Annotated in this window: 19 protein-coding genes, 1 tRNA gene and 2 pseudogenes; 12 read left to right on the top strand and 10 right to left on the bottom strand. The window is 62.7% G+C overall.

All coding sequences use genetic code 11. The annotated features are described in order from the left end of the window. Window positions 1–6: 6 nt before the first annotated feature. The 4 genes from AC1DMK_RS19165 to AC1DMK_RS19150 are packed head-to-tail and all read left to right on the top strand — an operon-like array spanning window position 7 to window position 3177. Window positions 7–894, top strand: coding sequence for an ABC transporter permease subunit (locus AC1DMK_RS19165; RefSeq protein ID WP_037059605.1), 888 nt, complete (start codon window positions 7–9; stop codon window positions 892–894). 1 nt (window position 895) lies between these two features. Further along, window positions 896–1750, top strand: a complete 855-nt coding sequence (locus tag AC1DMK_RS19160) for an ABC transporter ATP-binding protein (RefSeq protein WP_477861090.1) — start codon at window positions 896–898, stop codon at window positions 1748–1750. Further along, entirely contained in the window at window positions 1747–2586 is an 840-nt protein-coding gene (locus AC1DMK_RS19155; RefSeq protein ID WP_037059606.1) for a dipeptide ABC transporter ATP-binding protein, read from the top strand. The genes AC1DMK_RS19160 and AC1DMK_RS19155 overlap by 4 nt, the downstream gene beginning before the upstream one ends. A 57-nt stretch (window positions 2587–2643) precedes the next feature. Further along, on the top strand, window positions 2644–3177 hold the full coding sequence (locus AC1DMK_RS19150) for a gluconokinase (protein ID WP_037059608.1): 534 nt from the start codon (window positions 2644–2646) through the stop codon (window positions 3175–3177). A 26-nt stretch (window positions 3178–3203) separates the two neighbouring features. Here the strand turns inward: AC1DMK_RS19150 and AC1DMK_RS19145 are convergent, their stop codons facing one another. From AC1DMK_RS19145 to AC1DMK_RS19135, 3 genes are all read right to left on the bottom strand, one after another. Next, window positions 3204–4451 carry an NAD(P)/FAD-dependent oxidoreductase gene (locus AC1DMK_RS19145; protein ID WP_037060006.1) on the bottom strand — a complete coding sequence of 416 codons (1248 nt, stop codon included), beginning with the start codon at window positions 4449–4451 and terminating at the stop codon, window positions 3204–3206. A gap of 77 nt (window positions 4452–4528) precedes the next feature. Then, a complete protein-coding gene (locus AC1DMK_RS19140) occupies window positions 4529–5032 on the bottom strand; it encodes an isoprenylcysteine carboxylmethyltransferase family protein (protein WP_037059609.1) in 504 nt (167 codons plus the stop codon). Further along, window positions 5029–6081, bottom strand: coding sequence for a type III polyketide synthase (locus AC1DMK_RS19135; RefSeq protein WP_037059611.1), 1053 nt, complete (start codon window positions 6079–6081; stop codon window positions 5029–5031). The genes AC1DMK_RS19140 and AC1DMK_RS19135 overlap by 4 nt, the downstream gene beginning before the upstream one ends. Window positions 6082–6247: 166 nt before the next feature. On the opposite strand from AC1DMK_RS19135, the gene AC1DMK_RS19130 reads away from it, so the two are divergent. From AC1DMK_RS19130 to AC1DMK_RS19120, 3 genes are read left to right on the top strand one after another with little or no spacing between them, the layout of a single operon-like run. Then, window positions 6248–6793 carry a tetratricopeptide repeat protein gene (locus AC1DMK_RS19130; protein ID WP_477861087.1) on the top strand — a complete coding sequence of 182 codons (546 nt, stop codon included), beginning with the start codon at window positions 6248–6250 and terminating at the stop codon, window positions 6791–6793. 47 nt (window positions 6794–6840) lie between these two features. Beyond that, window positions 6841–7446: an RNA polymerase sigma factor gene (locus tag AC1DMK_RS19125; RefSeq protein WP_477861085.1), complete on the top strand. Its 606-nt coding sequence runs from the start codon at window positions 6841–6843 to the stop codon at window positions 7444–7446. Then, window positions 7443–8240: an anti-sigma factor family protein gene (locus AC1DMK_RS19120; RefSeq protein WP_477861083.1), complete on the top strand. Its 798-nt coding sequence runs from the start codon at window positions 7443–7445 to the stop codon at window positions 8238–8240. The genes AC1DMK_RS19125 and AC1DMK_RS19120 overlap by 4 nt, the downstream gene beginning before the upstream one ends. 170 nt (window positions 8241–8410) lie before the next feature. On the opposite strand, the gene AC1DMK_RS19115 is transcribed toward AC1DMK_RS19120, so the two are convergent. Beyond that, window positions 8411–10474 carry an ATP-dependent helicase gene (locus AC1DMK_RS19115; protein ID WP_477861145.1) on the bottom strand — a complete coding sequence of 688 codons (2064 nt, stop codon included), beginning with the start codon at window positions 10472–10474 and terminating at the stop codon, window positions 8411–8413. 217 nt (window positions 10475–10691) lie between these two features. Between AC1DMK_RS19115 and AC1DMK_RS19110 the strand changes: the two genes are divergently transcribed. Further along, window positions 10692–12314, top strand: coding sequence for an ABC-F family ATP-binding cassette domain-containing protein (locus AC1DMK_RS19110; RefSeq protein WP_037059620.1), 1623 nt, complete (start codon window positions 10692–10694; stop codon window positions 12312–12314). Between the two features lie 64 nt (window positions 12315–12378). Here AC1DMK_RS19110 and pepT read toward each other — a convergent pair whose 3' ends face one another. From pepT to AC1DMK_RS19085, 5 genes and pseudogenes are all read right to left on the bottom strand, one after another. After that, complete coding sequence (pepT, locus tag AC1DMK_RS19105; RefSeq protein ID WP_037060010.1) at window positions 12379–13611, bottom strand: peptidase T; 1233 nt, start codon at window positions 13609–13611, stop codon at window positions 12379–12381. Window positions 13612–13685: 74 nt separating this feature from the next. Beyond that, window positions 13686–14387, bottom strand: coding sequence for a response regulator transcription factor (locus AC1DMK_RS19100; protein WP_037059621.1), 702 nt, complete (start codon window positions 14385–14387; stop codon window positions 13686–13688). After that, window positions 14384–17086: a DUF4118 domain-containing protein gene (locus AC1DMK_RS19095; RefSeq protein WP_477861081.1), complete on the bottom strand. Its 2703-nt coding sequence runs from the start codon at window positions 17084–17086 to the stop codon at window positions 14384–14386. Before AC1DMK_RS19095 ends, AC1DMK_RS19100 begins: the two co-directional genes overlap by 4 nt. 200 nt (window positions 17087–17286) lie before the next feature. Continuing rightward, window positions 17287–17468 (bottom strand): annotated as a pseudogene (locus tag AC1DMK_RS19090) (potassium-transporting ATPase subunit C); the annotation flags it as partial. Window positions 17469–17507: 39 nt separating this feature from the next. Continuing rightward, window positions 17508–17581: transfer RNA gene (locus tag AC1DMK_RS19085), tRNA-Gln, on the bottom strand. A gap of 246 nt (window positions 17582–17827) precedes the next feature. On the opposite strand from AC1DMK_RS19085, the gene AC1DMK_RS19080 reads away from it, so the two are divergent. The 3 genes from AC1DMK_RS19080 to AC1DMK_RS19070 are packed head-to-tail and all read left to right on the top strand — an operon-like array spanning window position 17828 to window position 20543. Then, window positions 17828–19372, top strand: coding sequence for a Ppx/GppA phosphatase family protein (locus AC1DMK_RS19080; protein ID WP_477861079.1), 1545 nt, complete (start codon window positions 17828–17830; stop codon window positions 19370–19372). A gap of 9 nt (window positions 19373–19381) precedes the next feature. Further along, on the top strand, window positions 19382–20101 hold the full coding sequence (locus AC1DMK_RS19075; protein WP_037059625.1) for an RlmE family RNA methyltransferase: 720 nt from the start codon (window positions 19382–19384) through the stop codon (window positions 20099–20101). 58 nt (window positions 20102–20159) lie between these two features. After that, a complete protein-coding gene (locus AC1DMK_RS19070) occupies window positions 20160–20543 on the top strand; it encodes a VOC family protein (protein ID WP_477861077.1) in 384 nt (127 codons plus the stop codon). A gap of 13 nt (window positions 20544–20556) precedes the next feature. Here AC1DMK_RS19070 and AC1DMK_RS19065 read toward each other — a convergent pair whose 3' ends face one another. Further along, the gene (locus tag AC1DMK_RS19065) at window positions 20557–21969 is read right to left on the bottom strand and encodes an MFS transporter (protein ID WP_477861076.1); all 1413 of its coding nucleotides are present in this window, start codon (window positions 21967–21969) and stop codon (window positions 20557–20559) included. Window positions 21970–22222: 253 nt separating this feature from the next. Here AC1DMK_RS19065 and AC1DMK_RS19060 point away from each other — a divergent pair. Continuing rightward, window positions 22223–22838, top strand: a pseudogene (locus AC1DMK_RS19060) (MBL fold metallo-hydrolase). Window positions 22839–22989 lie beyond the last annotated feature (151 nt).

The raw sequence follows: 22989 nt of genomic DNA, 5'->3' as shown, positions 1-22989 counted from the left end.
CGGCTCATGAGCACGGCAACCACAAAGTCTGCCCAACCCTCCGCTCTGGCGGAGTTCTGGTACTATTTCTCCCGTAACAAGGGCGCGGTCATCGGCCTCTTCGTCTTTCTCATCGTGCTGTTCATGGCGATCTTCGCGCCGTGGATCGCACCGCACGATCCGAACATTCCGTCCGGCATGCAGCGCCTTCCTCCGGCGTGGTCGGCAAACGGCAACAGTTCGTATCTGTTGGGTACCGACGCCGTTGGCCGCGACATGCTGACGCGCTTGATCTACGGCACCCGTTTCTCACTTTTCATTGGCCTTGTCGTCGCCTCGCTGTCGGCTGTGGCCGGTGTGCTGTTCGGTCTTATCGCCGGCTATTTCCGCGGCCGTACGGATACAATCATTATGCGCGTCATGGACATCATTCTGGCTTTTCCCTCACTGCTGCTCGCCCTGGTGCTTGTTGCGGTGCTCGGCCCGGGCCTGCTGAACGCCATGATTGCGATCTCGATCGTCAACCAGCCGCACTTCGTCCGCCTGACGCGTGCGGCCGTGATGAGCGAGCGCGAGAAGGAATATGTCGTGGCGTCGCGTGTGGCCGGTGCCGGCACGTTGCGTCTGATGTTCAAGACGATTCTGCCGAATTGCCTGGCACCGCTGATCGTCCAGGCGACGCTCGCATTCTCCGCCGCGATCCTCGATGCAGCGGCTCTCGGGTTCCTCGGCCAAGGCGCCCAGCCGCCGACGCCCGAATGGGGTACGATGCTCGCAGATTCGCGCGAGTTCCTCCAAAGCAACCCTTGGCTCGTCACTTTCCCGGGTCTCTGCATCCTGATCACCGTTCTGGCCATCAACCTGATGGGCGACGGTCTGCGCGATGCACTCGATCCCAAACTGAAGAGGTCCTGAAATGGCACTTCTTGAAATCGAAAATCTCGTCGTCGAATTCCAGACCTCGACCGGTCCGTTTCGCGCCGTCGATGGCGTGTCGCTCAAGGTCGATGCCGGCGAAGTCCTTGCAATCGTTGGCGAGTCGGGATCCGGAAAGTCGGTCTCCATGCTCGCGGCGATGGGCCTTCTGCCGTGGACGGCAAAGGTGACCGCCGACAAGATGGTCTTTGATGGCCGCAATCTGCTTGGAATGTCGCCAAGGGAGCGGCGCAACATCGTCGGCAAGGATATGTCGATGATCTTCCAGGAGCCCATCGCCAGCCTCAATCCCTGCTTCACGGTCGGCTTCCAGATCGAAGAGGTTCTGCGAATCCACCTTCGCATGGACAAGGCTGCGCGGCGCAAGCGTGCCGTCGAACTGTTCGAGGCCGTTGGTATTCCCAACCCTGCCGAACGGCTTGGCCATTTCCCGCACCAGATGTCGGGCGGCCAGTGTCAGCGTGTGATGATCGCCATTGCGATCGCCTGCAATCCGAAGCTTCTGATCGCCGACGAACCCACGACCGCGCTCGACGTGACCATTCAGAAGCAGATACTCGATCTGCTGATGCGCCTGCAGACGGAGCATCGCATGGGCCTGATCATGATCACGCACAATATGGGCGTGGTCGCCGAAACGGCCGATCGGGTGATCGTTCAATACAAGGGTCGCAAGATGGAGGAGGCCGACGTGCTGTCGCTCTTCGAATCGCCGAAGAGCGATTACACAAGGGCGCTGCTTGCCGCCTTGCCGGACAATGCGACCGGCGACCGCCTGCCGACGATTGGCGAAATTTTCAACCAGGATAAGACCGTGGAGGGAGCGGCCCAATGACGCCAGTCCTCGAAGCAAAAGACATTGTCCGCAATTACTATCTGCCGGGCGGCCTCTTCAAGAAAGAGAAAACGGTGAACGCCGTCAAGGGCGTGAGCTTCAAGGTAGAACAGGGCAAGACGCTCGCGATCGTCGGAGAAAGCGGCTGCGGCAAGTCCACCCTTGCCCGCATCGTCACGATGATCGATCCCGCGAGCGGCGGCGAACTGTTCATCGATGGCAACAAGGTCGACATCGCCGCGGGCGACCTGACGCCGGAAGTGCGCCGCAAGGTGCAGATCGTCTTCCAGAACCCTTACGGGTCGCTCAATCCGCGCAAGAAGGTCGGCGACATCCTGATGGAGCCTTTGATCATCAACACCAATACGCCCGCTGCCGAGCGGCGGGCCTTGGCGATGTCGATGCTGAAGAAGGTCGGCCTTCAGGAGATCCATTTCAACCGCTACCCGCATATGTTCTCGGGCGGCCAGCGTCAGCGTATCGCCATTGCCCGCGCCTTGATGCTGAACCCGCGGCTTCTGGTTCTCGACGAGCCCGTTTCGGCGCTGGACCTTTCGGTTCAGGCGCAGGTGCTCAATCTGCTTGCGGACCTGCAGGACGAACTGAACCTCACTTATGTCTTCATCAGCCACGATCTCTCGGTCGTTCGCTATATGGCCGACGACGTCATGGTGATGTATTTCGGCGAGGCTGTCGAATACGGAACCCGGGATCAGGTGTTCAACGATCCGCAGCACAGCTATACCAAGACATTGTTTGCGGCCACGCCGCGCGCCGATGTCGGGACCATTAGGGCGCGTCTTGCGCGCAAGAATGCGGCCCTGGTAGCGTCCTAGGGTTCGCTCCTCCAGCGTTGGTGGGCACCGGTGTCGAAGTGATGAGCGAGATCAGCAATGACTGAAACGAGTGCGGACCCCCATGCCATCATCGTCATGGGTGTCAGCGGCTGCGGCAAGTCCTCGGTGGGCGTGGCCATATCCGAGGCACTCGGCCTCGAATTCGTCGAGGGCGACCAGCTCCATCCAGGGTCCAACGTTGAAAAGATGTCGCACGGCACTCCGCTCACGGACGAAGACAGAATGCCCTGGCTGGACGTGATCGGCGAGACGATGAAGGCTACGCTTGAGCGCAACGAAGGCATCGTCGTTTCCTGCTCGGCGCTGAAGCGAAGCTATCGCGACCGTCTGCGCGCTGCCGTCGACGGCAATCTCTTCTTCGTTTACCTGCACGGCTCCAAGGAACTGCTCACGAGGCGCATGGGCGAACGCAAGGGGCACTTCATGCCCCCTTCGCTGCTGCAAAGCCAGCTTGCGACGCTTGAGGTGCCGACCGGCGAACCGGGTGTCGCGACCGTCGGCATCGACGATACGATCGACGGGATCGCGACGGCGGCACTCCGCGACCTGTCCTTGCTCGGTGTTGTCTGATGTCGCGTTGAAGAAACTTTTCGCGCCTATGGATTGAAACGCTGCGGCGAATAGGCCGAAACATCGATGAACGGCGTCTCGCCGGTGATCAGTTCGGCAAGCACCCGGCCGGTCACCGGACCGAGCGTCAGCCCATGATGCGCATGGCCAAAGGCGAACCAGAGCCCCTCATGGCGCGGCGCCTTGCCGATAACCGGCATCATGTCGGGCGTGCAGGGGCGGGCTCCCATCCACGGTTCCGGATCGAGCCTTTCGCCGAGCGGAAACACGGTGCGCGCCACGGTCTCGGCGCGGTCGAGCTGCACCGGCGTCTTCGGCGCATCCATGGCCGCGAACTCCGCACCGGTCGTCAGGCGGATGCCTCGGCTCATCGGCGCCAGAAAATAGCCCCGTTCTGAATCCATCGTCCAGTTGTTGAGGACTGCGTTGCCTTGCGCCGAGTAGTGCATGTGATAGCCGCGTTTGACGCCGAGCGGGAACGCATAACCGAGTCGCCGCGTTGCCACTGCCGCCCACGGGCCGAGCGCCAGCACAGCGTCGTCTGCCTCCAGCGATCCCCCGCTCGTTTCCACCTTCCAGCCGGAGCCGAACCGGCCGAGCGAGTTTGCGTCGCCGCTGGCGAACTTGCCGCCCAGGCTTTCAAAGTAAGTGCGATAGGCAGCCGTCAGCCCATGCGGGTCGAGAACCGACCAGGGGTCGCGCCATCGCAGGCCGCCGACGAAATCGCCTTTGATATCCGGTTCCAGCTGCGCGATGTCGATGGCGCTGAGCGGCTCGTGGCCGACGCCGAATTCCTTCTGCAGCCGCTCGGCTTCGGCAAATTCCGCATCCCGCCTGGCCGACGTCCGGAAGATTTCCATCCATCCGTTCTTGCGGATCAGGTGTTCCGCCTGCGAGGCCTCGATCAGATCGTTGTGCTCCGAGATCGAGTGCGCGATCAGCGGCGCGTAGGCCTTCGAAATCATCTCATGCCGCTTGGTATTGGAGTTCCACCAATATCGAGCAAGGAAGGCAAGCTGCCCCGGCAGAGCCTTCAGGTGATAGTGGGCGTCGATGCGATTGTTGAAGGCGTAGCGGATCAGGAGCCCGAGCTGCTGCGGAAAACCGTAGGGCACGACACCCTCCCGCTGGATCAGGCCGGCATTGCCGAAGGACGTCTCCTTGCCGGGCGCTTTCCGGTCGATCAGCGTCACCTGCCGCCCGCGTCGCTGCAGATGAATGGCAGTCGACACCCCGACGATGCCGGCGCCGAGCACGATCACGTTCTTCTTCATTATCGCGTAGTCCAACCTTGCTTTAGGGGAACGAAAATGCCTCTCCGGCAGGCGCCGCGCAAACGAAAAATCGCATTCTATTTCAAAAACATTGCCGCCTTCAGCGCCCTGTCCTCGGCGGTGATGCGAACCCGCAGCATGAGCGCGTTCAGCACCGAGAAGATGGCCGCGTAGACGGGCATGCCGAAGGCCAGCGGCAGCACCGCGATCTCGCCGACGACGACGGCGTAGTTCGGATGCGAGAAGAACCGATAGGGGCCCGTGCTCACGAGAGGTGCGCCGGGCAAAACGATGATTCGAGTGGTCCACCGGCCCTTCAGCGTGGCGATGACCCACAAGCGACCGATCTGCAGCAGGGCGAAGACCGCAAGCCATGCTGGCTCCACGGGTCGTCCGGGTGCCAGGAACCAGAGGCCGGCGATCCAGCAGCTGTGCAGCGCGACCATATAGGGATAGTGTTGGGCGCCGATTTCCCGCCCGCCCTTCGCGATCAGCGCGCGCGTGTTGCGCTGGGCAAGCACGAGCTCGGCAAGGCGTTGTGCTGTCACGAAGGCCAGCAGGCCAATCGAAATCCACATCAGGCGACCCTCTTCAGGGTCACGCAGCTTGCGGCAAAACCCGGTCCCATGGCGACCATCGCGGCACGTTCCGGAAGGCCCGCTTGCAGCACCCGCTCAAGCACGAAGAGCACGGTCGGCGAAGACATGTTGCCGTACTCGGCGAGCACGTCGCGTTCGTGGTCGAGGGATCCTGACGGAAGCGATAATGTGCTTTCCAGTGCGGTCAGCACTCTCGTTCCGCCGGGATGGCAGATGAAGCGGTCGATGTCCTTGCGGGCAAGGCCGTGGCGCGCGAGAATTCCATCCACTGCCGGGCCGAGTTCCGCCTCCGCAAACGGCGGCAATGATTGTGCGAGAACCACGCCGAAGCCCGTGTCGTCGATCTTCCAGCCCATGATGCCGAGCGTATCGGGAAAGAGGTGTTCGCCCGTCGTCTCCACCTCGGCTTGGCCTGACGGGCCGGTTCGCAACACGCACGCCGCAGCGCCGTCGCCGAAGAGCGCCGTGGCGATGATGTTTGCACGCGTCAGCTCGTCCAGCCGGAAGGCGAGTGTACAGAGTTCGATCGCGACAAACAGCACGGTGGCGCCTGGCCGGCTCCGCGCAAGCCGGGTGGCGATGGCAAAGCCGGAGACGCCGGCCGCGCAGCCGAGGCCGAACACAGGCACGCGCTCCACGTCGGAACGAAACCCCATCGTCGCGGCAAGCTGGGCGTCGAGGCTCGGGGTCGCGATCCCGGTCGAGGAGATGGTGACGATGCAATCGACGTCCGATCCCTTGAGGCCGGCCCGGTCGAGTGCTTTCGTTGCCGTTTCGAGAAACAGGCTTCGCGCGACCTCGCCATAGGCTGCCATTCGGTCCTCCCATCCATGCGGCTCGATGAACCATTGGAGCGGCCGCGCGGCATGGCGTGTGCGGATGCCGGCATTGCCGAAGACGCTGGCGAGATGCTGGAAATCGCGTAACCGGCTGGAAAACAGCCGGGCTGACGTTTCGGCTGCCTCCTCCTGCGTGATGACGTGTTCGGGCGCCGCAACGGCGAGACTGAGTAGTTTTACGGTGTCGTTCACGGAATGCTCCTTGTTGCCCGACGCAAGGGGCAAACACTTGAAAGGTCCGTTTATTCGCTCGCCGGCTGTCACAAGACAGTGATCGGAAAAAAGAAGAAGTCCACCGAATAAAGCAGACCGTCGCGGTGTTCATCCTCCGCAACCCTGTCTTTGAAGGAGATATTCCATGACGACTGCAACTGTTCGGATTGCATCCATCCTATTTGGTGGCGTCATTGCCGCTGTGACCATGTCGGCGCCAGCTTTCGCTGTGGGCGGGGGAGACGGCGGCGGCGCCACCACACCGGTCTGCAAGAAGGGGCAGATGTATGACAAGAAGACCCAGAAATGCGTCAGGCAGGCGAGTGCGAACGTGACGGACGAAAACCGTACCGAATACGCGTATTCGCTGGCCAAGGCCGGCCGTTATGACGAAGCGCTTGCCATGCTCGACACGTTGAAAAATCAGAATACTGCCGAGGCTCTGAATTACCGCGGTTATGCCACACGCAAGCTCGGGCGCACGGACGAGGGCATCTCCTACTATCTCAAGTCTGTCGAGCTCGATCCCCAATACGCCAAGGTCCGCGAGTATCTCGGCGAGGCCTACGTCGTCAAAGGACGCATCGATCTCGCCAAGGATCAACTGAATACGATCAAGACGATCTGCGGCACCGGGTGCGAGGAATATCAGGACCTCAACGAAGCCATCGCCGATCCTTCGAAGATCTGACGGACCATGGACGGGAGGTTGAGGCGCTCTTGAGGAGGGATTTTCCAATGCCGGTCGCCTACACCAAATTTCCTGCCTATAGTCGCGCAACGCGGAACCCGCAGGCCAGTCCGGCGGGTTCCATTGCAAAACCCGTGGCGGAGGCGGCCATCGCAAGCGAAGTGGATATAAAGCGCGGCCTGACGGAAAACCTGTCGCGGCTCTGGCGCTACGGTCTTGTGCTGTCGCATCGCCGCGACGTGGCCGACGATCTGGTGCAGCAGACATGCGTGCGAGCCCTCGAGCGTTCGGCACAATTCGAGGCTGGTACGCGCGTTGATCGCTGGCTTCTTTCGATCTTGCATTCGATCTGGCTCAACGAAGTCCGTTCCCGGCGCGTGCGCCAGGGTCAGGGCTTCGTCGATGCCGACGAGGTGCTGGTGTTCGACGGCGCCCATGAGACGGAAATGCACGTCATGGCAAACCAGGTTTTGAGGCTCGTGAACGCGCTCCCCGATGCGCAACGCGCGGCTGTATTCCTGGCCTATGTCGAAGGCCTGTCCTATCGGGAGGTGGCAAGCGTATTGGAGATACCGATCGGGACCGTGATGAGCCGTCTTGCCGCCGCGCGCGCAAAGCTCTCCGGCAACGTTTCGGAGGAGGGGGCACTATGAGCAACGAAAGCATATTCCTCACCGACGAACAGCTGACGGCCTATATCGATGGCGAGTTGCCACCGGATGAAGCCGCGCGCGTCGAGGCGATCCTTGATGCCGACGAGCGCGTGGCGGCAAGGCTGACGTTCCTGTCGCGCAGCAGCCTTCCCTTCGGGCAAGCCTTCAAGCCGCTGCTTGAGGCTGCGCCGAAGGCGGAGTTGGAAGCGATGCTTGAGGCCCTGTCCGTTGAGGCAAAGCCGACTCCGATACCGGTCCGCACCAGCCGTCGAGGCTTTCTCGGTGCCCTCGCAGCCTGCCTTGTTGCCGGCGTGGTCGTGGACCGCACCTTCATGGGCCTCCAACGACGCCTGGTCGCCAGGGACGAGAGCAGCGAGTGGCGCGCGGCCGTTGCCGAGTACATCGCACTCTACACGCCCGATACGCTGGCCGGTCCCGTGCCGTCGCGCGAGGCGCAGGCCGCGCAGCTTGCCATTCCTGGGGGAAAGCTTGGCCTTTCGCTTGCGCCGGAAACGATCACCCTGCCGGGTGTCGATTTCAAGCGGGCCCTGTTGTTGCAATACGACGACAAGCCGCTGGCCCAGATCGCCTATCTCGATCCGGAAAGCGGCCCGATGGCGCTCTGCATCGTTCGCTCCGACGACGGCGCAAAGCCGCCTGAGGTCGAGGGCCGCAAGGGCATGAACGTTGTCTACTGGTCGAACCCATCGCACGCTTTCATGCTGATCGGCCACGCGCCGCTCGACCGGATGCAGGCGATTGTCGAGGATGTCAGGGCGCGATTGGCGGTTTGACCGGTGAGGTGGCACGCAGCCCCTCATCCGCCCTTCGGGCACCGTCTCCCCGAAAGGAGAAGGGATGTGTGGCGATGCCAACAGCCTTGCTCCCCCTCTCCCCGCGGGGAGAGTAAGGGCGCCGCACGGTGCGGCATCAGCCGTCAGGCCCATCAAACGAGTGCACACCGTCATCGCCACATGGTGCGCATGCGCGCGCCGACATCAACACGGATCTGCTTGGTGCTTCGCTCGGACGCCGACGCGCTGACGATCGGCCAGGCGGCAGTCTCGAAATATTGCAGCAGCGTCACGGGGATGAACCGGGTGCGCGAGGCATAGACGTGCCGGTCACCCTGGCCGTGCTGGCCGCTGGTGAAGAAGCGTTGCGGGGTGATCAACGTGAGGCTGTCCTTTGCCCTCGTCATGCCGACGTAGAGAAGGCGGCGTTCCTCCTCGATCTCGTGGGTCGTTCCAACTGCGAGGTCGGAGGGGATGCAGCCGTCCACGACGTTGAGCATGAAGACGGCCCGCCATTCCTGCCCCTTGGCGGAGTGGATGGTCGAGAGAATGAGATAGTCTTCATCGAGAAGCGGCACACCCGCCTGATCGCTCGTCGCATCCGGCGGGTCCAGCGTCAGTTCCGTGAGGAAGCGTTCGCGGTTGGCGTAGCCGGACGCAACCTGCTCGAGCTGCAGCAGGTCGGCCTTGCGGGTGTCCGCATCCTCGTGGATACGGTCGAGATGCGGCTCGTACCATTCCCGAGCCAGCGCGATTTCCTCCGGCCACTGCCCACCCGACTTGCGCAGCCCTTCCAGCAGTTGGACCAGCGCGGGCCAGCTCTCGCCTGTCTTCGCCGGCGGCGGAATCTCCGCGAGCGCCATCAGCGGCTCGGGATCGGCAGCGATCGTATCGAGGATCTTGCCCGCAGTCTGCGGTCCGATCCCCGGCAGCATCTGCAGCAGTCTGAAGCCCGACACCCGATCGCGCGGGTTCTGCGCGAAGCGAAGGACCGCCAGCATGTCCTTCACATGCGCCGAGTCCAGGAATTTCAGCCCGCCGAACTTGACGAAAGGAATATTCCGCCGTGTCAGCTCCACCTCAAGCGGGCCGCTGTGGCTCGACGTGCGGAAGAGCACTGCCTGCTGCTTCAGCGTCATGCCGACCTCGCGATTGGCGAGAACCTGCTCGACGATGTATCCCGCCTGATCGTTCTCGTCCTTCACGGTCAGAAGCTTCGGCCGCTCGGCCGATTGCCTGTCCGTCCACAGGTTCTTGGTGAAGCGTTCGCGCGCCAGGTCGATGACCCCGTTGGCCGCCGCCAGGATCGTTGTCGTCGAACGGTAGTTCCGGTCGAGTGTGATGATGTCGGCCGGCGGCGAAAAGGTCTTGGGAAAATCGAGGATGTTGCGGATGGTCGCTGCACGGAACGAATAGATCGATTGCGCGTCGTCGCCAACGACAGTCAGTCCGCGTCCGCTGGGCTTCAGCGCGATCAGGACCGACGATTGCAGCCTGTTGGTATCCTGATATTCATCCACCATGATATGGTCGAAACGCTGGCCAATGTCGTCTGCAAGCTCGGCATCGCCAACCATCTGCGCCCAGTACAAAAGCAGGTCGTCGTAGTCGAGAACGTTCTGCGCCTGCTTGGCCTCGACATAGGCTGCAAACAGCTCCCTCAACTGCGGTTCCCAGCTGGAAACCCAGGGATACCAGGTCTTCAAGACCTCGTTCAGCGGCGTTTCGGAATTCACCGTGCGCGAATATATCGAAAGGCAGGTGCCCTTGGTCGGAAATCGGCTCTCGGTCTTGGAGAAGCCAAGCTCGTGCCGGACGATGTTCATCAGGTCGGCGCCATCCTCGCGATCATGGATGGTGAAATCCACGTTCAACCCGATCTGCTCGGCATAGATCCTGAGGAGGCGCGCGCCAATGCCATGGAAAGTACCGGCCCAGCTCAGCGCATCGGTCATCACGGCCGACTGGGCGCCGAGCACCTGCTTGCAGATGCGCTCGACGCGGCGCGACATTTCCGAGGCGGCACGGCGCGAAAACGTCATGAGCAGGATGCGGCGCGGATCGGCGCCGTTGACGATCAGATGCGCGACCCGGTGCGCCAGCGTATTGGTCTTGCCCGATCCCGCGCCCGCAATGATCAGCAGCGGTCCGCCAGAGTCTTCTTTGCCCACACCGTGTACAACGGCCAAACGTTGCTGCTCGTTCAGTTTTTCAAGATAGGCCGCGGCCTGCATCAGTTCTTCAGCCTTTCGCATCGAGATCGCCGCGCAAACGGCGACTCGGAACAAACGTGGAACGTACCAGTGCTGGCGATTCTTTGGAAGGCCCGCGGGACTGCAGCGACGGGAAAGTCGCGGCGGCATTCGTTTGGTGCAGTGCGGAAAACGGGCGACAGGCCCTGCGTTGCATGGCATAAGGGCGCCGAAAACGTGTTTTGGACCTCATCCGCATATGATCCGTATAGAAAATATCAGCAAGCAGAACAGCCACCGTATCCTCTTCATCGAGGCCTCGGCAGCGCTCAACAAGGGCGAGAAGATCGGCCTTGTCGGTCCGAACGGCGCCGGCAAGACGACACTCTTCCGCATGATCACCGGTCAGGAGCAGCCCGACGAGGGCCAGGTCTCCGGCGAAAAAGGCGTCACGATCGGCTACTTCAATCAGGACGTCGGCGAGATGGAAGGCCGCAGCGCCGTTGCCGAAGTCATGGAGGGCGCAGGCCCCGTGAGTGTCGTGGCTGCCGAGCTGCGCGAGCTCGAGGCGGAGATGGTCGACCCTGACAAACTGGACGAAATGGACCGGATCATCGAGCGCTACGGCGAAGTCCAGGCCCGCTACGAGGAGCTGGACGGCTACGCGCTGGAGGGCCGGGCGCGCGAAGTGCTGGCCGGCTTGAGCTTCACCCAGGAGATGATGGACGGCGACGTCGGCGCGCTTTCGGGCGGCTGGAAGATGCGCGTGGCGCTGGGCCGCATTCTCCTCATGCGCCCCGATGTCATGCTGCTCGACGAACCGAGCAACCATCTGGATCTCGAAAGCCTCATCTGGCTGGAAGAATTCCTGAAGACCTATGACGGCGCGCTGTTGATGACCTCGCACGACCGCGAATTCATGAACCGCATCGTCAGCAAGATCATCGAGATCGACGGCGGTTCGCTAAACAGCTACTCCGGCGACTATGGCTTCTATGAGCAGCAGCGGGCTCAAAACGAGAAGCAGCAGCAGGCGCAGTTCGAGCGCCAGCAGGCGATGCTCGCCAAGGAAATCAAGTTCATCGAGCGCTTCAAGGCGCGCGCCTCGCACGCGTCACAGGTGCAGAGCCGTGTGAAAAAGCTGGAGAAGATCGACCGCGTCGAGCCGCCCAAGCGCCGTCAGACCGTCGCGTTCGACTTCCTTCCGGCACCTCGTTCCGGCGAAGACGTGATCAACCTGAAGAACGTGCACAAGAAATACGGCAGCCGGACCATCTACGAAGGCCTGGACTTCATGGTCCGCCGCAAGGAGCGCTGGTGCATCATGGGCATCAATGGCGCCGGCAAGTCGACCCTGCTGAAGCTGGTGGCAGGCTCTGCGGAGCCCGATCAGGGTAGCGTCGCCCTAGGCGCCAGCGTCAAGATGGGCTACTTCGCCCAGCACGCGATGGATCTCCTCGATGGCGAACGCACGGTGCTAGAGTGGCTGGAGGATTCCTTCCCGCAGGCCGGTCAGGCGCCCTTGCGCGCACTGGCAGGCTGCTTCGGCTTTTCCGGCGACGACGTGGAAAAGAGGTGCCGCGTGCTGTCGGGCGGCGAGAAGGCGCGGCTGGTCATGGCCAAGATGCTCTTCGACCCGCCCAACCTGCTGGTGCTCGACGAGCCGACCAACCATCTGGATCTCGACACGAAGGAAATGCTGATCAAGGCGCTGTCGCAGTACGAAGGCACCATGCTCTTCGTCTCGCACGACCGCCATTTCCTGGCGGCCCTGTCGAACCGCGTCCTGGAACTGACGCCGGATGGCATCCAGCAATATGGCGGCGGCTACACCGAATACGTGGAACGCACCGGCCAGGAAGCGCCCGGCCTGCGCGGCTGAGTGTTGACGCTACGGATGTTTGCCGGGCCGCGAGACCCGGCAAACCTCGCGGAAAGGCGCGCGCTCAGGCGCGCTCTTCCCAGACCCTGGCCAGCTCGACGATCGTCTTTACTGCTTTTTCCATGTCCTGCCGGCTGACCCATTCGAGCGGCGAGTGGAAGGCGTGGCCGCCAGCGAAGATATTGGGGCAGGGCAGGCCCATGAACGACAGCCGCGACCCGTCGGTGCCGCCGCGGATGCTGCCGCGCACCGGCTCCATGCCGGCGCGCCGTATGGCCTCCACGGCGTGGTCGACAATCTCCGGATGGCGGTCGAGCACCACCTTCATGTTCCGATACTGCTGCGTCACGTCGAAGGTGTAGGTCGAGCCGGGATAGCCAGCCATGACCTCCTTCACGATCGCCTCGAGCATGGCTTCCTTGGTAGCGAGGCCATCATCGCTGAAGTCGCGGACGATCAGGCCGATGGCTGCCTTTTCCATCGAACCGGTCACGCCGGTCGGATGCACGAAGCCTTCCGTGCCCGATGTCGTCTCCGGAGCGACATCCCTCGGCAGCCGGTCGATTATCCCGCCGGCTATCTTGATGGCGTTCTCCATCTTGCCGATGGCAAAGCCCGGATGGATGGCGACGCCCTGGATATTAATCTCCACGCCATCCGCCGAGAATGTCTCGTCCTCTATGTGGCCGGCCGTTGAGCCGTCCATGGTGTAGGCGAACTGCGCGCCGAGCTTGGCCAGATCGACCTTGTCGACCCCGCGGCCGATTTCCTCATCCGGCGTGAACAGGATCTTGATCGTCCCATGCTTGATCTCGGGATTGGCAACAAGGAACTGCGCTGCCGTCATGATCTCGGCAATGCCGGCCTTGTCGTCGGCGCCGAGCAGCGTCGTGCCATCCGTAGTGACGAGGTCGTTGCCGATCTGATCCTCGAGCGCGGGATGATCGACGACGCGGATGATTTGTTGCGGATCGCCGGCAAGCTGGATGTCGCCGCCGCCGTAGTTCCGCACGATCTGCGGCTTGACGTCCGTCCCGCTGAAGTCAGGTGCCGTATCCATGTGCGAGCAGAAGCAGATGACCGGCACCGGCTTGTCGACGTTGGATGGAATGGTCGCATAGATGTAGCCATGCTCGTCGAGATGCGCATCCGAAAGGCCGATCGCCAGCAGTTCCTCGACCAGCACACGGCCAAGATTCTTCTGCTTGTCGGTCGAGGGTTGTGTCGGTGACTTTGCGTCCGACTGCGTGTCGATAACGACATAGCGAAGGAAACGATCGGTAACAGTGTCGGTCATGGGCCCGTCCAGTTCTTGTGCGTCAACCAACCGCTGTAGCCTTCCTCCGCCTCTGCGTGAAGCATTTTCGTCGCTTACGTGGTCAGGTCGGCTTCCCTGAGCCGATAGCCGACGCCGGCCTCGGTGGTGATGTACTGGGGCTGATCGGGGCTCGCTTCGATTTTCTGGCGGAGTTGGCGCACATAGACGCGCAGATACTGCACGTCGGCCGCCGGTCCCCAGATCTGCTTGAGCATGAACTGGTGCGTCAATACCTTACCGGAATGCTGTGCCAGCACCCGCAGGATGTCGTACTCCTTCGGCGACAGCTTGATCTCGTGATCGTCGACCTTGACGATGCGCTTGACGAGGTCGATCGACAGGCCCCCCGTGCGGAAGACGGCACTTTCGCCCTGCTGCTGCAGGCGGTGGCGCAACGCCACGCGAATGCGGGCGCCGAGTTCGTTCATGCCGAACGGCTTGGTCACGTAGTCGTCGGCGCCGGTTTCGAGTGCCTTGACGATGCCGGCTTCGTCGGTGCGGCTCGATAGGATGACGACGGGCGTCGCAAGCCCCTGCTCACGCCATTCCCTAAGGAGGTCATGGCCGGGTTGATCCGGCAGGCCGAGATCGAGCACGATGAGGTCGGGCGAGGCTTCCTGCGTGGTACGGCGGGCGGCCGCGGCGTCGGCGGCCTCATGCACTTCATATCCCTGCGCGGTCAAGCCGACGCGGAGCAGTTTGCGGATCGGCGGCTCGTCGTCGACGACGAGGATCTTAACGGGCGAACCGGTCATTTGAGCTCATCCAGCTTGAGAACATCGTTGGGTTTGGGCAGGCGTATGGTGAAGACGGCTCCCGCGCGATCCGTCCGGTTGCCCGCTGTGATCGTCCCGCCCATCGCCTCGATGAAGCCGCGGCAGATGGAGAGGCCGAGGCCGGTGCCGGCGCGAACCTGGTCGCCTTTGCGCACCCGATAGAATGTGTCGAAGATGCGATCGAGGTCGCCTGGCGGAATGCCTGGCCCCGCGTCGGCGACCTGCACGACGATGGCGTCGGTCCCGGTCCACCCGGTGATGTCGATCGTGGAGCCCTCCGGGGCATACTTCGCGGCGTTGTCGAGCAGGTTGAAGAACACCTGCTCGAAGAGGACCGGATCGACGCGCACAACAGGCAGATCCTCGGGGATCCGTACGTTGACCGCATGCCCGCCGAGGATCTTCGCGCCCCGCCGCAAGGCGCTGCCGACGACGTCGCCGATATCGTGCAGCGCATAATTCGGTTCCATCGCGCCAGACTCGATCCTCGTCATGTCGAGGAGGTTGGCAATGAAGCGATTGAGGCGCTCCGATTCGTCCACGATGGTCGAGAGCAGGTCCTTACGGTCCTCTTCCGACATCGGGGCGAAGTAATCGCGCAGCGTCGTGGATGCGCCGAGGACTGCAGCAAGCGGCGTCTTCAAGTCGTGCGAGATCGAGGTCAGCAAGGCGGAACGAAGCCGATCGGCTTCGGCCGCAAGCGTTGCCTGGTCCATGGCGGCAACGAGCTGGATGCGTTCGATGGCAAGGGCGGCTTGATCGGCCAGTGCGTCGAGCAGGCGCTGCTGCTCGGGCGTCAGCAGTGGACCATCGCGGCGGTCGCCGTCGAGGCCGATGACGCCGACCGCCGTCCGGCCGGTGCGCAGCGGCACATAAAGGCGCTTGGCGCCGGGCAGGGTATCTGCGCCCCGACCCGCCGGATGATTGTGTTCCCAGGCCCAGCTGGCAGCAGCGATGTCTGCGTCGTCGAGCGTGTCATCGGGCGGATAGCCGGCTTTGACGGCAATCGTTCCGTCCTCGGGCAGCAGCAGCACGACACGAACCTTCAGCATCGAGGCAAGCTGGAATGCCGTTGCCCAGAGCACGTCGTCGAGCGTGCCGGTCCCGGCAAGCTTCTTCGAAAACAGGTAGAGGTCTTCCGTCTTACGCGCCCGTTGTCGGGCCGCTGCGGCCTGCCGCTGGACCGTTGCCGTCAGATTGCTGGCGATGATCGCAACGCCAAGGAAGAAAAACAGTGCGAGCACACTGTCCGGATCGTTGATCGTCAGCGTGTAGCGCGGCCGCAGGAAGAAGAAATTGAACGAAAACGCGCCGAGGATACAGGAATAGAGCGCCGGACGCAGTCCGTGCAGGACGGCCGAGGTGAGAACCGCCATCAGGAAGACGAGGGCAAGGTTGCGCACGTCCAGCACCTGATCGAGCACGATCCCCGCGGCAAGCGCAATGGCCACATAGGCGGTTGCGAGCAGGTAGGCCCGGACATCGAGCGCCGGTGCCGCCGCTTTCACGCTACGCCGGGGGGTCTCCCGCTGGGCGGCGCCCGATATGACGTGGACGCTGATGTCGCCCGCCTTGCGGATCAACAGGCTGGCGGTCGAGGGATGGAGCCATTCGCGCCACGCAGGCTGCTTCGGTGCGCCGCTCACGATGTGGGTGACGTTGTTCGCAGCCGCATAGCGCATGAGCTCCTCGGATGTCTCGCGTCCGGGAACCGTGATCGCTTCGCCGCCCAGCTGCTCGGCAAGACGCAGGGTTGCCGCGATCGTGTCGCGTTGCGCCTCCGTCAGGTTGATCGAGCGGTTGGTCTCGACGTTGACCGCGACCCACGGCGCCCGCAACCGGGAGGCCATGCGCGCGGCGTAGCGCACCAGTGACGCGGAGCTCGGATGATGGTCGACCGACACCAGAACGCGCTCTCCCGCCGCCCATGGCCCCGAGATCGAATGCGCCTGCATGTGGATGAGCAACTGGTCGTCGACGCGCTGGGCCGTCCTACGCAGCGCCAGTTCGCGCAGCGCCGTCAGGTTGCCGGGCGTAAAGTAGTTTGTCAGCGCCTTTTCGGCCGTCTTCGTGACATAGACCTTGCCGTCATGCAGCCGCTTGATGAGGTCGTCAGGCGTGAGATCGATGATCTCGACGTCGTCGGCCATGTCGATCACCGAATCCGGGACCGTCTCGCGCACGCGGATACGGGTGATCTGCGACACGACGTCGTTCAGGCTTTCGACATGCTGGATGTTCAGCGTCGAATAGACGTCGATGCCGCGATCCAGCAGCTCTTTGACGTCGAGATAGCGTTTCGGGTGGCGGCTGCCCTCGGCATTGGTGTGCGCAAGCTCGTCAACGAGAACGAGGCCGGGCCCGCGGGCAAGAATGGCGTCGAGGTCCATTTCCTCCAGCAGCCGGCCCTTGTAGTCCATCTGCACGCGCGGGACGATCTCGAAGCCGTCGAGCAGTGCCTTCGTTTCCATGCGTCCATGGGTTTCGACGACGCCGACCACGACATCGACGCCGTCGGCGATCTTCGCATGGCCGGACACCAGCATCTCGTAAGTCTTGCCGACGCCGGGCGCCGCGCCGAGGAATATCTTCAGACGCCCGCGCGTTTCGGCCCGGGCCTTCTCAAGAAGAGCATCGGGCGAGGGCCTGCCGGCCTGGTCGCGGTTGTCGTCTGGCATGCGGTCTGGTCTCTTTCATGATGCCGAATTCAAAGTTGGGTACGCATCAAACGCCCCCCATTCCTGTGCTTGTCGCGGGGTTCCAGCAGCGCCGCGTCCGCAGCGCGGGAAACCTCCTTCGCGCGAAGGACATCGCGTAGCTGGTTCCTGTGGCGAACACAGGAATGAGGGAAAAAAAGCAAGCGCCCAACCTCCTGCTTTTACTGAGTCATAGAAGCATCAAGGCTCCGGTTCAACGCTAGAACATTGACGACAGGCTCGCCGAGGAAGCCGAGTTCACGCCCTCCACGGCGCGCAGTTTGGCGACGCGCGGTACCCGGAATTAGACGGCTGCGGGGGAGATGTAGGGATCAAGGCCGCTATCGAAGCCGCTCACCAGATCGGCACCCTCTCAACTCACGTCAAATCGTTGCGGAAAATTTGGCTGGGGAACCTGGACTCGAACCAAGATTAACGGAGTCAGAGTCCGTCGTTCTACCATTGAACTATTCCCCAACAGGCGCTGCCGCGTGCGGCTTGGCTGCTGTGCGGCGCTTATAACCAAAAGCTCGCGGATTGCAAATACCTGTTTTGAAAAAAATCGCCCGGTGCTTTTGAGGGCTTCCGGAGTGGGATTTGGGAGCGCAAGCAAAAAGAATTTGGTGATTCCGCCGCGCACTGATATTCTTGCCGCAACGCAAAATCGAATGAGCGCCAGCTGCATACCTCCAGGGAACTTGCGCGGCGCGATGGAAAACGAACGTGGAAGACCCCGAAGGCGGCGTAAAGCCGCAATCTGACGGGGCGTCGGCGGCAGGGCGCAGGGATGGAAAAAAATCCAGGCGCCGTAAAGGCAAGCGTGGCGGGCAATCCCGCAATGCGAGCCAGCCCGCTTCGCAGGTCCCCTCCGGCAGTGTCGGCGAGGCAGCGCGCCCATTGGACAATACAGCAGACAATGCCGCCGAAGGTTCGGCGCGCAAGCGAAAGCGGCGGCGTCGGGCTTCCGGCCGGCCGGGCGAGACCGCGGCAAATCAACCGCAAAACACGAGCGCCGTTTCGGCGGAGCGTGCCGCCCGCGATGACGGCGAATCGGCGTCCAGCAAACGCAACCGTCGCAAGCACCGGGGCAAGCGCGGCTTGCAGGGGCGGCCGCTCGCCCAGTCGAAACCAGCCGGTCAGACCGTGCAGCAGCCGGCACTTGCCGTGCGCGGCGTTGCGAATGATGGCCGGATCGGCCAGAACGACAATCAGGTGCGTCATGCCGAGCGCGAGCAGCGCCCCGCTTCCGCGCAGCCCTGGCCCGATGAGCTCTATGCCGCGCTTGACCTGGGAACCAACAATTGCCGCCTTCTGATCGCGCAGCCAACCCGGCCGGGTCAGTTTCGCGTCGTCGATGCCTTTTCCCGTATCGTTCGGCTCGGCGAAGGCCTGGCGGCGAGCGGCCGCTTGTCCGACGACGCGATGGATCGTGCCGTCGATGCGTTGCGCGTCTGCGCATCCAAGCTGAAGAACCGCGAAATTCGCCGCATGCGGTTGATTGCGACCGAAGCCTGCCGCCAGGCGAGCAACGGTGCGCAGTTCCTCGAGCGGGTGGTGGCGGAGACCGGCCTCGAGCTTGAGATCATCGATCGCGAGACCGAAGCACGCCTTGCCGTTTCCGGCTGCGCCTCGCTGGTCGGCCGCGAAACCCGCTCCGTCGTCCTCTTCGATATCGGCGGCGGGTCCTCCGAAATTGCCGTCATCCGCATCGGCGACAGCAGGTTCAACAGGCTGGCCAATCACATCACGCATTGGACGTCGCTGCCCGTCGGCGTCGTCACCCTGTCGGAGCGGCATGGCGGCCGCGACGTCACGCCTGACGTGTTCGAGGGCATGGTGCTGGAGGTTGCAGGCATGCTCTCCGGTTTCGATTGCCCCGCGATCGACGCCGGACAACAGGGGGATTTTCACCTGATCGGCACCTCCGGCACGGTCACGACCCTTGCCGGCGTGCATCTCGATCTGCCGCGCTATGACCGGCGCAAGGTCGACGGCATATGGCTGTCCGATGACGAGGTCTCGGCGATGCAGGCCAAGCTGCTCTCTTGGGATTTTGCGAGCCGCGCCGCCAATCCCTGCATCGGGCCGGACCGGGCGGATCTCGTTCTTGCCGGCTGCGCGATCCTGGAAGCGATCCGACGCCGCTGGCCGAGCCCGCGCATGCGTGTTGCAGATCGCGGCTTGAGGGAGGGCCTGCTGACGGACATGATGGCCGACGACGGCGTCTGGCGGCGCAACCGCAACCGCCGCGGTCAGCGCGGCAAATAGGGGACAAGCATGACCAAGCCTACGATTGCGGGCAACCGCACCGGCCGCAAGCTCGGCCAGCGCGTCAAGAACAAGAAGATGAAGGCGTCGTCGCGGCAGTGGCTGCAGCGTCATATCAATGATCCCTACGTGCAGCGTGCCCAGCTGGAAGGCTATCGCGCCCGCGCCGCATTCAAGCTGCTGGAGATCGACGAGAAGCATGGCATCCTGAAGGGTGCGCGCCGCATCATCGATCTTGGCGCAGCACCGGGCAGCTGGTCGCAGATTGCCGCCAAGGTCACGGGTTCCACCGACGACGATATCCGCGTTGCGGCGATCGACTTTCTCGAGATGGCCCAGATCCCGGGTGTCAAGATCCTGCAGCTCGACTTCCTCGATCCATCCGCGCCGGCTCAGCTTTTGGAAGCTGTCGGTGGTACGCCGGATCTGGTTGTCTCCGACATGGCGGCGCCGACCACCGGCCACCACCGCACCGATCACCTGCGCACCATGCATCTCTGCGAGGTCGCGGCCCATTTCGCGGTCGAAGTCCTTGGCGAAGGCGGTCATTTCCTGGCCAAGACCTTCCAGGGCGGCGCCGAGCGCGAACTTTTGACCATGTTGAAGCAGCATTTCAAGCAGGTGGTGCACGTCAAGCCGGCATCGTCGCGTGCCGAATCGGTCGAAATGTTCCTGCTCGCAAAGGGCTTCAAAGGCCGTAAAGTGCAGCCTGACGTGACGGAAGCTTGATCTTTGGGCCGTTCTGGGTGGAATATGAGCTTCCCATGACCGGAATGACCCGCTGATAATGCTGCTCTACGTTACTCTCGGAACAAACGATATCGATCGGGCCCGGCGTTTCTACGACGTCGTGCTGCCATTGCTCGGCTATAGGCGCCAGCGCTATTCCGAGGAGGAAATCGGCTATGCGGCCGATGGCGACACCCGTTGCCGGCTCTGGATCGTGACGCCTTTCAATCGTCGACGGGCCTCGAATGGCAACGGCTCCATGGTCGCGCTTGCGGCTGAAACGAGAGCCGATGTCGATGCCTTTTATGCCGCGGCCATAGCCGCCGGCGGCACCGACGAGGGCGAGCCGGGGCTCCGGCCGTTTCATGCGAGCTTCTATGCCGCCTACGTACGCGATCCGGACGGCAACAAGCTGAGCGCGGTCTGCGAAACGCCGGAATAGGCTACTTCACTGCCTACTGCTCGGCCTCCACCGCAGCTGCGGTCATCGGCGTCGCGCGGTGGCCCGACACCAGCGCGCCGGCGCTTTTGTCCATTCGGATGAACGGGATGGTGGCCACCACGGTCAGCAACGCGATGACGTAGAAGGCGACGTGGAAATCCACCACCTGCAGGGTTTCGCCGCGCAGGTAGATCGAGGTTTCCAAGATCGCCGCGGCAACAGCAACGCCGAGCGCCAGGCTGATCTGCTGTATCACCGAGCTCATCGAGGTTGCCTGGCTTGCCTGCGCATCATCGATGTCCGCATAGGCGAGCGCATTGACGCCGGTGAAGAAGAACGAACGCGAGAAGCCGCCGATCAGAAGAATGCCGATGATGACGAGATGCGGCGTTTCCGGCGTGAAAAACCCGGTCGTGGCGGTCACCACGGTTGTCACGGCAGCCGCTGAAAGCAGCGTCGTGCGGAAGCCGACAGCCGCAAAAACGCGCCGCGCCATGAATTTCGTGGTGATCGCGCCGATCGCGCCGGCAAAGGTGATGAGGCCGGACTGGAAAGGCGTCAGCCCGAAACCGAGCTGCAGCATCAGTGGGGTCAGGAAAGGCATGGCGCCGATGCAGATGCGAAACAGTGTTCCACCGGTCGTCGATGCCCGGAAGGTCGGATTGCGGAAGAGCTTGAGGTTGAGGATCGGCGCCGGATGCCGCTTGGCGTGACGCACGTAAAGCACGCCGCAGACGATGCCGATCGCCGTTGCGCCGATGCCGATGATCGGCGGCAGCGCCGGCAGGCTGACGACCGACAGTCCGAGGACCACGCCGGCGGCGGCAAACGAGGTCAGCACGAAGCCGGTGACGTCGAGCTTCGGCGGAGCCGTTGCCTCCACCTCCGGCAGGAAGATCGTTGCAAGCCAGACGCCGACGATGCCGACCGGAACGTTGATCAGAAAAATCCAGTGCCAAGTGAAATAGGTGGTGATGAAGCCGCCGAGCGGCGGTCCGGCAAGCGGCCCGACGAGGGCGGGGATCGTCAGCAGCGCCATGGCGGAGACGAGATCGCTTCGCTTCGTCGTTCTCAGCAGAACCAGCCGCCCGACAGGTGTCATCATCGCGCCGCCCATGCCCTGCAAGAAGCGGGCGCAGACGAATTCGATGAGGCCGGAGGATGCCGCGCAGAAGATCGAGCCGATGACGAAGACGCAGATCGCCAGCCGGAAGATGCGCTTGGCGCCGAACCTGTCCGCCATCCAGCCGCTGATCGGAATGAAGACCGCGAGCGAGACCATGTAGGAGGTCAGCGCCAGCTTCAGGGTGATCGGCCCGACATGCAGGTCATTGGCGATCGCGGGCAGAGCGGTTGCAATAACGGTGGAGTCCATCTGCTCCATGAAGAGAGCGACGGCGAGGATCAACGGGACGACGCGGTTCATACACGAATGCCTTGAAGGTCTGGCGAAGGCGGCTCGGAAAGCCACTGCTCTGTAGTCCTCGCATCAGCCTCTGCCAACCCCTCAACAGGCTGCGGAGACAGGTTTGCATCACGTCTGCGTGAGACTGCTTGCCCAGCAATTTCAACGATCAAGATTGACATATGTCTGTCGCGGCCGATTGCAACACGGCATCGGTCCGTCGCGACGGAGGTCTGTGCGATGACGACGTCGTGCGCTATTGGAAGGACGGGATATGGCAGTGTCGACGAGGATAAGGCGGCGTGCGTTCTTTGCTGCAGGCGTTGGCCTGCTGGCGGCGCCGGTGATTTTGAGACAAACGGCCGCAATGGCCGCAAGCGGAGACACGACCAAGATGGATGCGACGACGCAGCCCCGGTTCAATCAGTTCAAGCTCGGCTGGCACAAATCATAAGCCGGAAACGGTCCGGGAGTTGTTGGCGAAGAACTTCCTGCCGAGGCGGTGTTGGCAAATGTCGTGCCGCTCGCCGAAAAGACGACCTTCATCGGAGAAGGCGACAAGGTCGCAACCGGCATCGCGGCGATGCTGGCACCGGGCCACACGCCGGGCCATATGGTCTTTCATGTCGAATCCGACGGCAAACGTCTCGTTGCCACCGGCGACACCGCCAACCACTACATTCTGTCGCTGCAAAAACCCGAATGGGAGGTCCGTTGCGACATGGACAAGGCGCAAGCAGCCGCATCGCGCAAAAAAGGTGTTCGACATGATTGCGACCGACAGGGTCGCTTTCCTCGGCTACCACATGCCGTTCCCGGCCGTGGGCTTTGTCGAGACATATGACACCGGATACCGCTTCGTACCGAAGACCTATCAGTTCGATCTGTGACGTTGCTGCATGGCAGCCATACCAAGCCCGCCGGACACCCCGGGTTCATGCCACTGAAATCGATCTGTTGTAGTCCTTTTTTAGCAACCTCTTTCCTCCGGCCGACATTCCTGTGCTTGTCACAAGAATTCAGCCACGGCGCGTCGGTGCC

The organism is Rhizobium sp. 05L419, assembly GCF_056397845.1.
Note: the sequence above shows the minus strand (reverse complement) of the source record. Positions and strands in the feature narration are given on the sequence as shown.

Bases quoted from the DNA above. Each gene is read 5' to 3' on its own strand.
- AC1DMK_RS19165 (WP_037059605.1), top strand. From the start codon at position 7: ATGAGCACGGCAACCACAAAGTCTGCCCAACCCTCCGCTCTGGCGGAG.
- AC1DMK_RS19160 (WP_477861090.1), top strand. From the start codon at position 896: ATGGCACTTCTTGAAATCGAAAATCTCGTCGTCGAATTCCAGACCTCG.
- AC1DMK_RS19155 (WP_037059606.1), top strand. From the start codon at position 1,747: ATGACGCCAGTCCTCGAAGCAAAAGACATTGTCCGCAATTACTATCTG.
- AC1DMK_RS19150 (WP_037059608.1), top strand. From the start codon at position 2,644: ATGACTGAAACGAGTGCGGACCCCCATGCCATCATCGTCATGGGTGTC.
- AC1DMK_RS19145 (WP_037060006.1), bottom strand. From the start codon at position 4,451: ATGAAGAAGAACGTGATCGTGCTCGGCGCCGGCATCGTCGGGGTGTCG.
- AC1DMK_RS19130 (WP_477861087.1), top strand. From the start codon at position 6,248: ATGACGACTGCAACTGTTCGGATTGCATCCATCCTATTTGGTGGCGTC.
- AC1DMK_RS19125 (WP_477861085.1), top strand. From the start codon at position 6,841: ATGCCGGTCGCCTACACCAAATTTCCTGCCTATAGTCGCGCAACGCGG.
- AC1DMK_RS19120 (WP_477861083.1), top strand. From the start codon at position 7,443: ATGAGCAACGAAAGCATATTCCTCACCGACGAACAGCTGACGGCCTAT.
- AC1DMK_RS19115 (WP_477861145.1), bottom strand. From the start codon at position 10,474: ATGCAGGCCGCGGCCTATCTTGAAAAACTGAACGAGCAGCAACGTTTG.
- AC1DMK_RS19110 (WP_037059620.1), top strand. From the start codon at position 10,692: ATGATCCGTATAGAAAATATCAGCAAGCAGAACAGCCACCGTATCCTC.
- pepT (WP_037060010.1), bottom strand. From the start codon at position 13,611: ATGACCGACACTGTTACCGATCGTTTCCTTCGCTATGTCGTTATCGAC.
- AC1DMK_RS19100 (WP_037059621.1), bottom strand. From the start codon at position 14,387: ATGACCGGTTCGCCCGTTAAGATCCTCGTCGTCGACGACGAGCCGCCG.
- AC1DMK_RS19095 (WP_477861081.1), bottom strand. From the start codon at position 17,086: ATGCCAGACGACAACCGCGACCAGGCCGGCAGGCCCTCGCCCGATGCT.
- AC1DMK_RS19075 (WP_037059625.1), top strand. From the start codon at position 19,382: ATGACCAAGCCTACGATTGCGGGCAACCGCACCGGCCGCAAGCTCGGC.
- AC1DMK_RS19070 (WP_477861077.1), top strand. From the start codon at position 20,160: ATGCTGCTCTACGTTACTCTCGGAACAAACGATATCGATCGGGCCCGG.
- AC1DMK_RS19065 (WP_477861076.1), bottom strand. From the start codon at position 21,969: ATGAACCGCGTCGTCCCGTTGATCCTCGCCGTCGCTCTCTTCATGGAG.